This window comes from Alteromonas sp. S005 (assembly GCF_036864475.1).
Lineage (GTDB): Bacteria > Pseudomonadota > Gammaproteobacteria > Enterobacterales > Alteromonadaceae > Alteromonas.
This window is the reverse complement of record NZ_JAZETN010000005.1, coordinates 77,939-92,367: the sequence shown is the minus strand read 5'-3', so window position 1 is coordinate 92,367 and position 14,429 is coordinate 77,939. Positions and strand designations below refer to the sequence as shown.

Genomic DNA, 14,429 nt, shown 5'->3' with positions numbered 1-14,429 from the left:
TTTGGTTGTTTAGGCACTGCGAAGCTCTCTGCGAAGAATTTTACCCACTGTAGATTTGGGGAGCTCCTCTAGTATCGTTATCGATTTTGGCACTTTGTAGTTGGTCAATTGGGTTTTACAGTGTTCGACTAGAACTTCTGTCGATACATCCCCTGAAAGCGTAATATAAGCACATACTCGCTCTCCTGTCTTATCATCGGGCTTGCCAACAACGGCGGCTTCCATCACGCTGGGGTGCGACGTTAGCACATCTTCTATTTCGTTTGGATAAACGTTGAAGCCTGAAACAATAATCATGTCTTTTAAGCGGTCTACAATCTTAATTGCGCCAGATTCTGTGCGAATACCGATATCACCGGTTTTGAAGAAGCCGTCTTCGGTCATTACCTTTGCGGTTTCATCATCCCGATTCCAATAGCCCATCATAACTTGCGGTCCGCGCACCGCTATTTGCCCAGACTCCCCCTCTGCCACAGGTTTGTCGTAGCTATCGAGCAGGGCTACCTCAGTGTCCTCTAGCTCATGGCCGACTGTGCCTATTTCTTCTTTTCCTGGAATGTTGAATGAAACCACGGGGGCGGTTTCAGACAGGCCATAGCCCTCGGTAATAGTATTGCCCGTCACATCTCGCCAAATTGATACAGCCGCTTGTGTGAGCGCTGTACCGCCAGACATAGTCAGATGAAGATTAGAAAAATCGAGCTTCGCAAACTCTGGATGTCGACCAAGACCAACAAAAAGCGTATTTATACCCATAAAGGCAGATATTTTATGAGGCTTAAGTGTTTGAATGAAACCGTCGATGTCTCTTGGATTCGGGATAAGAATAATGTGCGTGCCTTTCGCAAATAGCGCCATCATACCGACCGTAAACGCATATATATGATAAAGCGGCAACGGGCACACCAACACTTCTTCGCCGTCTTTAAAACCTTCACCTATGCGATCAAGCATCTGAATACAGTTAGCCAATACGTTTTTATTGCTGAGCGCAGCCCCTTTAGAAACGCCAGTAGTGCCGCCGGTGTATTGCAGCATGGCGAGTTCGTCTAATTTTATTGAAGGGCGAGAGAATGAGGGCAGTGCACTTCCCTTTTCAATTGCTTTGCTAAAAGAAACCGTCCCGTCTAGCGTTGGCGCTGTACTAGGGTCTAGCAACTCTGTTGCCGATGTCGTAATGACAGTCTCGATACCAGTATCATCTTTAATTTTGGTAAACTTAGGAAGTAAGTCACTTAAAATAACTAAGGCTTTTGCACCGCTATCGGTAAACTGATGCTTCATTTCACGCTCGGTGTAAAGCGGGTTTGTATTAACTACAACGAGTCCAGCGCGTAGTGCGGCATAAACGACAATAGGGTTTTGGATAAGGTTAGGAAGCTGAATGGCCACTTTTGTACCAGGAGTCAGATTTGCTTCGTGTACAAAATAGCGCGCTAACGCAGACGACTTACTGTCGATATCGGCAAAGGTGAGAGTTTGCCCTAGGGCCGTATATGCAGGTTTATCAGCGAACTTCTCAAAAACACTTTCGATATAGTCGGCCAGGCATGTCACATTATCAGGGTAAGTTATCATATTGCTTATTCCTAGTAAGGCAAAGGGTATAGGGTATACTCCTTACATTAGCAAACTTAACTTTTTATTTACATCAGAGTTGGCTTATTTAATAGTATAAGTCCTACTTATTAACGATAGCTGGAACTATCACTAAAGTAGCTGTAAAAGTATCCTGCACAGAAGCCAGCAAAACACTGTGCTATTAGTCCTAGCGTCGAGCGAGCGCCTGCAATAAGGGTGACATTTAAAATAGGCTGCATGGCTAGCAGCATCAATAGGAAAGAAAGGCCGCCTGCAGCAGCAAAAAGAATGAATCGTGTAGCGCTGCTCGTGTCTTTTACTTCGTTAAGGCTTAGGCGGTTGACCAAAAAGTGCGTTATTAGAAAAGCCAGCAGTAAAGTTACGGCGATAATAGCACCGTAAGTGGGTAAAAGGCCTAAGGCGTCCTGGCGTATCATGAAAAGCCAATCACTAACATTCAACTCGACGCCAATTTGCACCAGACCCACTAAAACAGAAATTGAATGAAATACACTTGCAAGTAGGAAACCGACTGCCCAAGATGGGACAAAATGAAAAATTGCGCGGCGAGTTAGGTTTCTCATGTATTACATTCCAAGATTCGTCTGTTATTACCATGTATTAACTATCGACAAACCGCAACAAGAACACTAAATGTAGTTATATTGCGACTAATAGCTAAGCACATCTTTATAGCTTAAATTAGATTAGCAAAGATAAGCGAGGACAATCACAATGAAGTCGGTGCGTATTATGAAAAAATTTTTGGTTTTCGCGCTAGCCAGCGGGGCGATTTCGCACCCTCTGGCGTCAAGTCTCGTTGCTGACACTGAAATCGAAATCGCGCGTAGTACTGAAAAACAGACAGTTACAAGCGATGTCCCGGCTTCTTTAAAAAGTTTTGCTAATAACGTAGTAACAGAGAACTTTGTAACCTCGCTAGGCTTTCCGAAGGCTATGACAACTCTTGTAGACCAAGAGAAAGCAACAACGCACATATTGATAGTAACAAGAGACGGTGAACTCGTTGTTGTCGATAATAACGGTGAAGTATCTAAGTTCTCTTTGGCTCTTGATAACTTGTATACAAAAGGGCAGGGAGGTGTGCTAGATATTCTTATCCCTTCTCAGTTCCCCGCCAGCCGCACTGTGCTAATCAGTTATTCTAAGGGACGTGATGATGCAAACCGTCTTGCAGTAGTTAAAGGCGAGTTTTCTCTTTCTTCCGGTATTACTGACATCGAACCCGTAATTGAAGTGGAGCAAACAAAAGATACGCCTGTACACTATGGCGGGAAGCTTCTTCAGTTGGAAAGAAGCGACGTAAGCCAAGCACCGAGCTTTTTAGTCACTACTGGTGACGGATTCGATTATCGAGAGCAAGCGCAAGTCGTTAGTTCCCAGTTAGGAAAAGTACTTGGTTTTTCAATAGCGGGTAAACCATTAATGAACCCAACTTTTCCAGAAAACCCTTACGTATACACTTTGGGACATCGAAATCCACAGGGGTTAGTGCAGGGACCTCATGGGCAAATATTCATGCATGAACACGGCCCCGATGGCGGCGACGAAGTGAACCTGCTTCAAAAGGGGGCGAACTATGGTTGGCCCGTAGTTACGCTAGGAAAAGACTATTCAGGTGCGAGAATTTCACCTTTTTCAACCTACCCGGGTATGACAGACCCCATTGTCAATTGGACACCATCCATCGCGCCATCATCTATGATTTACTACTCACATGATCAATATCCAATGCTGACCGATACCTTGCTTGTTACCAGTTTGAAAGCGAAGGTGTTATATGCGGTCAATAAAACTTCGAGTACGTATGTTTCTACGAAGGTTTTTGACAAACTAGAAATGCGGTTGAGAGATATAGCGGTTGATCATCAAGGCAACCTACTTCTTCTAACAGACGGTGAGAATGCCAAGGTGGTAAAAGTTTCACCTAAACAGAACAAAGCACAATGAAAAACCAATAAACTGAAATTTTGCTTTAAAGTTGATGGTAATTTGTACTGGTAGCACCATAAATAGAATGAATCTTTGTCATAAATACAACACTATTATTTATCTTTATTGGTCAAACCATTCTCTTCAAAAATGATTCTGTATTTCAATCTTTGTTTTTATAAGTGACTGAAATTAAGAGTTAAAGATTATTTTCGACAAAAAGTCATTTTTTGCATCTATGCTTGCTGATGTTGATTTAACTTTGGTTTGAGCAGTTGCATAACCAACTGATCACTTTCAGTCATTACGTAACTGCTAAAAATCAGTTAAAATATCCCTCATTTTTATATGCGTATAGCTAAGACCGACTTAACACTACGCCCAAGTAAAACTAAGACCGAGAGAACTATATGAGTTTGTATTCAGAATATCTGGCAGAGATCGAAACCCGTAAAACGGAATTAGGTCTTAACCCTAAGCCAATTGACAGTGCAGAACTGCTGTCTGAAATTATTGCTCAAATTAAAGATACAACAAACGAGCACCGCGAAGACTCTCTAAAATTCTTTATCTATAACACCTTGCCAGGAACTACGCCTGCTGCTGGTGTTAAAGCACAATTTTTGAAAGAAATTGTACTTGGCGAAGAAAAAGTAGAAGAAATCACGCCAGAGTTTGCACTTGAGCTACTTTCACACATGAAAGGTGGTCCGTCTGTAGAAGCACTTCTAGATCTTGCTCTTTCTGATGATGAAGCAGTTGCAAAGCCAGCTGCAGAAGTATTGAAGACTCAAGTTTATCTATACGAAGCTGATACTGAACGTCTAGAAACAGCATTTAAAGCGGGTAACGCCATTGCTAAAGACGTACTAGAAAGCTACGCAAAAGCTGAATTCTTTACCAAGCTTCCTGAAGTACCAGAGAAAATTGAAGTAGTGACCTATATCGCTGCTGAAGGTGATATTTCAACGGACCTTCTTTCTCCAGGTAACCAAGCGCACTCTCGTGCAGACCGTGAACTTCACGGCCAGTGCATGATTACACCTGAAGCGCAGCAAGAAATTGTCGAGCTAGGTAAAAAGCACCCTAACGCGAAAGTTATGCTTATTGCTGAAAAAGGCACAATGGGTGTAGGTTCTTCACGTATGTCTGGTGTGAACAACGTTGCACTTTGGGCCGGTGAGCCAACAAGCCCTTACATTCCTTTTGTAAACAAAGCGCCAATTGTTGCTGGTACTAACGGTATCGCACCCATCTTCCTTACTACTGTAGACGTGACCGGTGGTATTGGTCTTGACCTTAAAAACTGGGTTAAGAAAACAGACGAAAACGGCGAAGTAGTGCGCGATGCAAACGGCGACCCAGTGCTTGAAGAAGCTTACTCTGTAGCAACGGGTACGGTACTGACTATCGATACTAAAGCGAAGAAGCTTTTCAACGGTTCAGAAGAACTGGCTGACGTATCTGCCTCATTCACTCCTCAGAAAATGGAGTTCATGAAAGCGGGTGGTTCTTACGCCGTTGTATTCGGTAAGCAGCTACAATCTTTTGCTGCACGTACACTAGGTGTTGAAGCGCCAGCAGTTTACGCGCAATCGAAAGAAGTTTCACACGAAGGCCAAGGCCTTACTGCTGTAGAAAAAATCTTTAACCGCAATGCGGTAGGCGTAAATTCAGATGCGCCGCTTCACGCAGGTTCTGACGTTCGTGTTAAGGTTAACATTGTAGGCTCTCAGGACACCACTGGCCCAATGACCTGCCAAGAACTAGAGTCTATGGCGGCATCAACTATTTCACCTACTGTTGACGGTGCATACCAGTCTGGTTGTCACACGGCGTCAGTATGGGATAAGAAAGCACAGGCTAACATTCCTAAACTAATGTCATTCATGAACAACTTTGGCGTAATCACAGCACGTGACCCTAAAGGTGTTTATCACTCAATGACTGACGTTATTCACAAAGTGCTTAACGACATCACTGTAGACGACCGCGCCATCATCATTGGTGGTGACTCGCATACTCGTATGTCAAAAGGCGTAGCATTCGGTGCCGACTCAGGTACGGTAGCACTAGCGCTTGCGACAGGTGAAGCGGCAATGCCAATTCCAGAGTCTGTGAAAGTGACCTTTAAAGGTAGCATGAAAGAGCACATGGACTTCCGTGACGTAGTTCACGCTACTCAAGCGCAAATGCTTAAGCAGTTCTCTGGCGAGAACGTGTTCCAAGGTCGCGTAATTGAAGTACAAATCGGTACTCTACTTGCTGACCAAGCGTTTACGTTCACTGACTGGTCTGCAGAAATGAAAGCGAAAGCGTCAATCTGTATCTCTGACAATGAGACTATGGTTGCGTCACTTGAGCTTGCTAAGAGCCGTATCCAAATCATGATTGACAAGGGTATGGATAACGAAGCTAACATGCTTCAAGGTCTAATTGACCTTGCTGACAAGCGTATTGTTGAAATCAAGTCTGGCGAAGTACCAGCGCTTGCACCAGATGACAACGCTAAGTACTACGCAGAAGTGGTTATCGACCTAGATCAAATCGACGAACCAATGATTGCTGACCCGGACGTAAACAACGAAGACGTGTCTAAGCGTTATACCCACGACGTTATCCGTCCAGTTTCTTACTACGATGGTAAGCCAGTAGACCTAGGTTTCGTGGGTTCTTGTATGGTGCACAAAGGCGACATGCAAATTATCGCACAAATGCTGCGTAACCTAGAGAAGCTTAACGGCTCTGTAGAGTTCAAAGCGCCACTTGTTGTTGCGCCACCTACATACAACATCGTTGACGAGCTAAAAGCAGAAGGCGACTGGGAAGTACTTGCGAAATACGCAGGCTTTGAATTCGACGATGCTAAGCCTAAAGAAGCTGCGCGTACTAAGTACGAGAACATTCTTTACCTAGAGCGTCCTGGATGTAACCTATGTATGGGTAACCAAGAAAAAGCTGAGCCGGGCGATACCGTTATTGCTACATCAACACGTCTTTTCCAAGGCCGTGTTGTAGCTGACTCTGCTGAGAAGAAAGGTGAATCATTACTAGGCTCTACGCCGCTAGTAGTACTTTCAACCGTGCTTGGTCGTTTCCCAACAACTGAAGAATACAAGCAAGCAGTTGAAGGCATCGACCTAACTAAGTTTGCTCCACCTTCAGAAGATTTGGCTGTAGCACCAAAGTTTGAAGCGGACGTAGCAGTTAAGCGCATATAAGCACTTACCGCTAAATAAAGCATTAAAAAGCCCCAACCAAGGTTGGGGCTTTTTTTATACCTGAAATAATGGGGTCAGAGTACATTAACTACAAAGATTGGGGGGCAGAGTACATTTCTTTTAAACCTACTCTGCTTAATTGCCGAAAAATGTACACTGACCCCATTTATTCGAAGAAATGTACACTGACCCCATTTATTTGTTATTTGGGGGCGGTGGCTACGAGTTCGTCGAGTATGCCAAGTAGCAGCTTGGTGCCGGTGCCAGAGGCTATCGCGTCAAATACATTTTCAACATTTTTACCGTGCTGACCGCCCGCTAAGTCGCTAATTGAGCGGATAATTAACCAGTCTACGTCGTTAACAAAACTCACCTGTGCGACGGTTGCCGATTCCATTTCTGCAACATCAGCGGTGTAAACGTCACGCAGCCACTCACGGTATTTAGCGTTGTCTACGAATACCGAACCTGTTACTCCATTTCCACCTATATCAACCAGTATTTCCTTACCAGATGGCATAGTGATAGGCGGAATTTTTTTGAGCGCGCGTTTTGCCATGTCTAACAATGCTTTATCGGCAGTAAAATAGGGCATTCTTTTGCGAGTGTCCCAACCCTCTTTAACTACTGCCACTTCAGTAGGATGAATAAAACCAATGTTTTTATAGTTTGGCGAATGCTTATCTGTATCGCGTCGCTCTTTGTAATATTCGAGTTGTTTAGCGTAATAGTCAGGTAGCTCATAGGTGTTAGCGTCACCTGTCTTCGGATTGATATAGACAGATTCGTCATGGAAGTACCAGCGTTCAGGCACTGCGATATCGCCTGGTGTATATTTCGGGTTTATGGCCCCTGCAATACCCATCATAACCAGCTTATCAATAGGGAAGTAATCCAACGCCATCTGCACGGTCATTGCTGCGTTGGTAATACTGACACCCGTACTAAATACAACAATCGGCTCACCTTTATACGTGCCTAACTGATATTTAACCCCTTTAATATAAACCGTTTGCGTAATTTGAGCATCGTCCATAGTCGCAAACGCGGCGTCAATGGCTTCAATCTCTGGCTCGTAAGCAGCAACCACGGCTGTCCATTTGTTTGTTACGTTGGAAAAATCTTTTGGACCGTACTGACTAGTATCGTCATTTGCTAGAGACGATAGCGATATACACACGAATAAAACAAAACTACTTAAGCGCATATTGACCTTATTTAATTTATTATGTGCACCAATGTGGTGCGGTTGATGAGCGAGAACTATATGTAATTGAGATAAATAGCTATCGGAACAGTCTCAATTAAACACTATGACAGAGTTATGGCAAAGTTCGAGCCAACAAGAACGCTAAATATGGACAACCTTAGTATGGTGAAGATAGCAACTAATAAAGATGTGAGCGAAGGCAACTCTTTTTGTTTGTTGCTTAAAATTTGTATACCAAGTAATGTTAACTAAAAGCTCACCTGAATAATTAACTCATCCATAAAAAGCTGCCTATTTAAGCGTTTAGCATAGCTCTAGATAAGGTGCTCTCAAATAAAAGGACTTAGCCCTCATGTTATTCAAGCGTATTACGCTAACTATATTAGCGTGTTTGTTTGCTAGCTCGTCAATTCAAGCTGAATCTAACGAAGAAGCAAAAAACTACGAACTGAAAGTAGAGAAATTCGAATCTAAAGTGTTGAAGGAAGAACGAGAAGTCGTTGTTCAACTTCCTAAAGGCTACGCAGAAAACCTTGATAAGAAGTACCCTGTAATTTATCGGTTAGATGGTGCGGTTTATCTACCTATAATGAATGCGGTACTTGAATCACTTCAATCTGAAAATGCTGCGCCAGAAGTAATTATAGTCGCCATTGAAAATACCGATCGTTTTCGAGATCTTTTCCCTACGGCAAATGAAGATCCATACGGTCCTGTAGGTTATGGTGGGGGCGGAGCAAACTTTTTGTCTTTTATAACCACTGAACTTATCCCAATGGTGGAAAATAAATACCGAGTGCATGATTTTCGGGTGATAGCCGGGGGTTCCGCTGGCGGTGTATTCGGGTTGTATGCGCTCACTCAAAACCCTGAGCTCTTTAATGCTGTGATTGCCTATAGTCCTGCGGTGTGGTGGAACTATGGCGCGCCGGCAAAAAGAACGGTTGCGTTTTTTAAATCCTCCAGTCAATTGGAACACTATATCTATACGTCTATAGGCAACGAACCGGCGCCAATGCGACCCTACTATGATGATATGATTTTGGGTATGCGGGCAAACCAACCTGCTGGTTTGAGGTGGGTAAATGATGCCTATGCCGGTGTTCGGCACAACTTGGTTACGGCAGCGTCTATTTTTAGTGCTTATCACAACTTGTTCTTTTCGGCTTATTTAAGGCCTGAACAGTTCGATGGTGATATTCAAAGCATTGGCAAATATTACGATCGCGTTTCACAGCAACGCGGGGAAAAATTAGAGGCGCCTGAATGGGTTATTCGAGAATTAGGTTATCATTATGTGCGTTCTGAAAATTACGACAAGGCTATTGAGTTGTTTAAGCACGATATAGCTAAGTACCCCGAAATGCCCGACCCGTATAACGGCATAGCGTATGGTTACGAGCAAATGGGTGAGTATAAAAAAGCACTTGAGAGTATAAACAAGGCTTTGGAGCTTTCGACACCGCAGCACGATGGTTACCAAGTTTATACAGATAGACAAAAGCGTTTGCATGATTTACTGAATGAGTAAGCTACTTTGAAATACCAAAGCAAAATTAATTGTATAAACGGTATTGCTACTGTTTTATGATTGGGATTTGCGCTGTAATGAGCGGATGCAGTACGGTTTCGACAGCGCAGACTGAACACTGTATTGAGCAAGCTAATCGCGCTGAAGTTTATGAAGTGAATACTGTCGACGAGCGGCTAAACGCATGTTTAGAGACCTACCAAAAGAGACGTGACGAAGAAAGAACTTTTCGTGAGGCATTGGCTGAGGATATGCTTATCTCTGTTCTTGATATCATCATTGACTAAGACTATTTAAGCCAAGTAAAAACCTTCTTACGTACAGTTAAAAAAAGTTCAAAGGCAGAGTAACTTACTCTGCCTTTGTCGTTTTAGTCTCTTTCTAATGACTTGAACGGACTCCGTTTTATAACTTATGGAAAGAACCAATGCGTTATATTCTGACATCTATCTGTTTGTTTTTGATTACCGCAGTTACTCAGGTTTGTGCCCAGAGCAAGCTTGATATTGTCGACGGTTTGCAGCTTGCCAAACAGTATGAACACAGCCGCCAAGATATAAATATCACCGATTACTGGGTGAGCGAAAAGTTAGATGGTATTCGGGCACGATGGGATGGCACTGAACTTAGGACCCGAAACAACAACAAGATATTTGCACCAGCATGGTTTACCGCCAATTGGCCTAAAGCGACCATCGACGGTGAACTTTGGATAGAAAGAGGGCAATTTGAACTTACTGCTTCAATCGTGCTTTCTAACTTAAAGGAAGGGAAGTCGCACCTTGTCGCTAACTCTTGGTCTAGGGCCGAAACTACCGCCGGCAACATTGCAGCAGCGTCTATATCAGAAAGACGCTGGGCTAAGATTAGGTTTATGGCCTTCGACATGCCTGTAGCAGGGCAGCCTTTTGACAGCCGACTGAACAAGCTTAATAGCCTTAAAAAGGGTACTCCCAACCCTACATTTGCCGTGATCCCTCAATTTAAACTTTTGTCTCTAACCGCCCTTGAAGAAAAACTTAAACAAGTAACCAAAAACGGCGGTGAAGGGCTGATGCTTCATCACGGGAAGGCGTTTTACCAGACAAAGCGTAGTGACAATTTACTAAAGGTAAAATACTTTGAAGATGCTGAAGCGAAAGTGTTAGCTCAACTTCCAGGAAAAGGGAGATTTAAAGGCATGATGGGTTCGCTGCTGGTAGAAACATCTGACGGCACTCGATTTAAACTGGGAACGGGATTTTCTAACAAAGAGCGCCAAGCGCCTCCGGCTGTAGGTAGCTGGGTAACCTTTAAGTTTTACGGTGTAACGAAAAACGGTAAGCCAAAATTTGCCAGCTACCTTCGCACTAGACCCGACTTTGACTTATCAAAATAGTACGGTTATCAACTAGCGAAATAGTCTCAATATCGAGCCTTTAATTAACTGTTATCTATCCTTTACGATGCACTTCAATTGAATAACCTTCACATAGAGCTACCCCCCTTGTCTTCAAAATATAAAACCCTATAACGTAGTTAACCAGTAATTGTTTTTGTCACTTTATGCATTGCCCTTTAATCGCTTTTAACGTTCAAAAGTAATGTTATGAATAGCGATTATAAACGGATAATAGAGGCTAAAAACTTCAAAATTTGGCCCGTGAAGTTATACTGTTGATGATTAAATAAACACTCCTTGCGTCAAGTGCGTACAAGACCGTTTACTCCCATTGCGCAAGCTAACTTAGAGGAAGAGACTGTGTTACAAGACTATCGCAATCACGTTGAAGAACGTGCCGCTCAAAATATTCCACCTAAACCGCTTAACGCTGAACAGGTAGCTGGCTTGGTTGATTTATTAAAGAACCCGCCAGCAGGCGAAGGGGACTTTCTTTTAGAACTGCTTTCAGAGCGTGTGCCGCCTGGTGTTGATGAAGCGGCTTACGTCAAAGCGGGTTTCTTAAGTGCTATTGCAAAAGGTGAAGACAGTTGTGAGCTTATCTCTAAAGAAAAAGCCGTTGAGCTGCTAGGAAATATGCACGGTGGCTACAACATTGCCACTTTAGTAGAGCTACTTGACGATGAAGCACTTGCCCCATTGGCGGCCAAAGAACTAAAACATACCCTTTTAATGTTTGATGCTTATCACGATGTGGAAGAGAAGCACAAAGCGGGTAACGAGCATGCCACTGACATCATCAAATCTTGGGCTGAGGGTGAGTGGTTTACGTCGCGCAAGTTAATGGACGATAAAATTACTTACACGGTGTTTAAGGTTACAGGTGAAACCAATACCGATGATTTGTCGCCAGCCCCAGACGCATGGTCTCGCCCAGATATTCCTCTGCACGCCCTAGCAGCTTACAAAATGCCCCGCGAAGGTTTAGAGCCGGAAGAACCTGGGGTTAAAGGCCCAATGGCACAAATAGAAGAAGTCAAAGGTAAGGGGTATCCCGTAGCTTTTGTTGGTGATGTAGTAGGTACAGGCTCTTCGCGTAAGTCGGCCACTAACTCTGTGTTGTGGTTCTTTGGTGAAGACTTACCGGGTGTACCTAATAAACGAGGCGGCGGTGTGTGCATTGGTTCAAAAGTTGCGCCTATATTCTTTAACACCATGGAAGATGCCGGTGCATTGGTGTTTGAAGCCGATGTGGAAAAAATGAACATGGGTGATGTGATAGACATCTACCCGTTTGAAGGCAAAATCACCAACCACGAAACCGGTGAGCTTCTTGCTGAATACAGCTATAAATCGAAAGTTATTTTAGATGAGGTTCGTGCCGGCGGACGCATCAACCTGATTATTGGTCGTGGCCTTACCGAAAAAGCTCGGGAAACATTAGGCTTAGGGCCAACGGATTTATTCCGTACGCCTGAACAGCCAAAAGACAGCGGCGCAGGTTTCTCGCTAGCACAGAAAATGGTGGGTAAGGCGTGCGGTGTTGACGGTATTCGCCCAGGCACCTACTGCGAACCTAAAATGACAACCGTGGGCTCGCAAGATACCACAGGGCCAATGACCCGCGATGAGCTTAAAGACTTAGCTTGCCTAGGCTTTACTGCCGATTTAACTATGCAGTCATTCTGTCACACAGCCGCTTATCCAAAGCCGGTAGATATAGAAACGCAGCACACGCTTCCTGATTTTATAATGAACCGCGGTGGCGTATCGCTTCGTCCTGGCGACGGCATTATACACAGCTGGTTGAACCGCATGCTGCTGCCTGACACAGTAGGCACGGGTGGTGACTCGCATACCCGTTTCCCATTAGGTATTTCATTCCCTGCAGGTTCAGGCCTAGTCGCGTTCGCTGCGGCTACTGGCGTTATGCCGCTAGATATGCCCGAGTCGGTATTGGTACGATTTAAGGGGGAAATGCAGCCGGGCATTACGCTACGCGACCTAGTACACGCCATACCGCTGTACGCCATCAAACAAGGCCTACTAACGGTCGAGAAAAAAGGCAAGATCAACGCCTTCTCTGGCCGTATTTTAGAAATCGAAGGGCTAGAGAACTTAACCGTAGAGCAGGCGTTTGAGCTATCGGATGCATCGGCGGAGCGTTCAGCTGCAGGTTGTACTATCAACCTTTCAGAAGAGTCGATTGCTGAATACCTGCGTTCAAATATTACTATGCTTCGCTGGATGATTAATGAAGGTTATGGCGATCCTCGCACGCTAGAGCGCCGCGCGCAGAAAATGGAAGAGTGGCTTGCTAATCCAGAATTAATGCGCGCCGATGCGGATGCTGAATATGCCGAGGTTATCGAAATTGACCTTAACGACATTAAAGAGCCTATCGTTTGCTGCCCTAATGATCCCGACGATGCGAAAACCCTATCTGACGTTGCAGGTGATAAGGTAGATGAAGTCTTTATTGGCTCGTGTATGACAAACATTGGCCACTTCCGGGCAGCCGGCAAATTGCTTGAGCAATACAATAAAACACTGCCCACCCGTTTATGGATGTCACCACCGACTAAAATGGACAAAGCCCAGTTAATGGAAGAGGGCTATTACAACATTTATGGTCGTGTGGGTGTGCGTACTGAAATGCCGGGCTGCTCACTATGTATGGGTAACCAAGCAAGGGTGGATGCGGGCACAACCGTGCTTTCAACATCTACTCGAAACTTCCCTAACCGCTTGGGCGATGGGGCGAATGTATATTTGACCTCAGCAGAGCTTGCTGCGGTGGGGGCCATTGTTGGGCGCATTCCAACTGCCGAAGAATACATGGAATACGCTAGCAAAATTAACGCGATGTCGGGTGAAGTATTCCGCTACTTAAACTTCGACAAAATGCCTAGCTTTAAAAAGGCTGAGGAAGAAGCAAAAGCGCGCATTATTCCAACATTGAATGTTGCTTAAAATAGTGTATAAACTACAAAGCCGGTGACCGTTAAGGTGACCGGCTTTTTTTATGGCGAAAAGGAATGTCTAATGGGAAAATCTTTCTTTATTGTTGCTGCACTTGTATTAACCTTAGGGTGTGCAAAAGCGCAGGTAGACCCTGTATCGTCGCTGAATTCAGTGGACTTTGAATCCATTTCACTTGAGATTGGCGGCAAGCACTATGAAGTTGAGTATGCCAAAACCTTTGAACAACGCGCACAGGGCCTTATGTTTCGCAAAGCCTTGTGTGAAGACTGCGGTATGTTTTTTAAGTTTTCTAGCCCAAAGTTTGCGGGCATGTGGATGAAAAATACCTTTGTTCCTCTAGACGTAGCATTTATCGACAGAAAAGGCGTAATAACGGATATAAAACCTCTCACTCCTCATAGTTTGGAGTCGGTCGGATCATCGAAAGAGGTACTTTACGCGTTGGAAATGAACCAAGGGTGGTTTGCCGAGAATAATATTAAAGTAGGCGACCAAATAACGATTGATTAACCGCGCAAAAGGCGCGGTTGCTGCTAGCGAAATGCTAGTTTTATTCTGGAGTTAAAT

General features: G+C 44.2%; 10 protein-coding genes. 7 read left to right on the top strand and 3 right to left on the bottom strand.

Annotated features, from left to right (window positions below):
- Positions 1 to 9 precede the first annotated feature (9 nt).
- On the bottom strand, positions 10 to 1,578 hold the full coding sequence (locus tag V7R55_RS08430) for an AMP-binding protein (RefSeq protein WP_334059052.1): 1,569 nt from the start codon (positions 1,576 to 1,578) through the stop codon (positions 10 to 12).
- Between the two features lie 110 nt (positions 1,579 to 1,688).
- Entirely contained in the window at positions 1,689 to 2,165 is a 477-nt protein-coding gene (locus tag V7R55_RS08425) for a hypothetical protein (protein ID WP_334059050.1), read from the bottom strand.
- A gap of 169 nt (positions 2,166 to 2,334) precedes the next feature.
- On the opposite strand from V7R55_RS08425, the gene V7R55_RS08420 reads away from it, so the two are divergent.
- The gene (locus tag V7R55_RS08420; RefSeq protein WP_334059048.1) at positions 2,335 to 3,552 is read left to right on the top strand and encodes a PQQ-dependent sugar dehydrogenase; all 1,218 of its coding nucleotides are present in this window, start codon (positions 2,335 to 2,337) and stop codon (positions 3,550 to 3,552) included.
- Between the two features lie 392 nt (positions 3,553 to 3,944).
- Entirely contained in the window at positions 3,945 to 6,755 is a 2,811-nt protein-coding gene (locus V7R55_RS08415) for a bifunctional aconitate hydratase 2/2-methylisocitrate dehydratase (RefSeq protein WP_334059045.1), read from the top strand.
- A 202-nt stretch (positions 6,756 to 6,957) separates the two neighbouring features.
- Here V7R55_RS08415 and V7R55_RS08410 read toward each other — a convergent pair whose 3' ends face one another.
- On the bottom strand, positions 6,958 to 7,962 hold the full coding sequence (locus tag V7R55_RS08410) for a 5'-methylthioadenosine/S-adenosylhomocysteine nucleosidase family protein (RefSeq protein ID WP_334059044.1): 1,005 nt from the start codon (positions 7,960 to 7,962) through the stop codon (positions 6,958 to 6,960).
- Between the two features lie 355 nt (positions 7,963 to 8,317).
- Here V7R55_RS08410 and V7R55_RS08405 point away from each other — a divergent pair, with 355 nt between their 5' ends.
- The 5 genes from V7R55_RS08405 (at position 8,318) to V7R55_RS08385 (ending at position 14,372) form a co-directional block, all read left to right on the top strand.
- Positions 8,318 to 9,496 carry an alpha/beta hydrolase-fold protein gene (locus V7R55_RS08405; protein WP_334059042.1) on the top strand — a complete coding sequence of 393 codons (1,179 nt, stop codon included), beginning with the start codon at positions 8,318 to 8,320 and terminating at the stop codon, positions 9,494 to 9,496.
- 56 nt (positions 9,497 to 9,552) lie between these two features.
- Positions 9,553 to 9,783: a DNA ligase gene (locus V7R55_RS08400; RefSeq protein WP_334059040.1), complete on the top strand. Its 231-nt coding sequence runs from the start codon at positions 9,553 to 9,555 to the stop codon at positions 9,781 to 9,783.
- A gap of 140 nt (positions 9,784 to 9,923) precedes the next feature.
- On the top strand, positions 9,924 to 10,874 hold the full coding sequence (locus tag V7R55_RS08395) for a DNA ligase (protein WP_334059038.1): 951 nt from the start codon (positions 9,924 to 9,926) through the stop codon (positions 10,872 to 10,874).
- Between the two features lie 363 nt (positions 10,875 to 11,237).
- Complete coding sequence (gene acnB / locus V7R55_RS08390) at positions 11,238 to 13,850, top strand: bifunctional aconitate hydratase 2/2-methylisocitrate dehydratase (RefSeq protein ID WP_334059036.1); 2,613 nt, start codon at positions 11,238 to 11,240, stop codon at positions 13,848 to 13,850.
- A gap of 72 nt (positions 13,851 to 13,922) precedes the next feature.
- Positions 13,923 to 14,372, top strand: a complete 450-nt coding sequence (locus V7R55_RS08385) for a DUF192 domain-containing protein (protein WP_334059034.1) — start codon at positions 13,923 to 13,925, stop codon at positions 14,370 to 14,372.
- Positions 14,373 to 14,429: the final 57 nt, after the last annotated feature.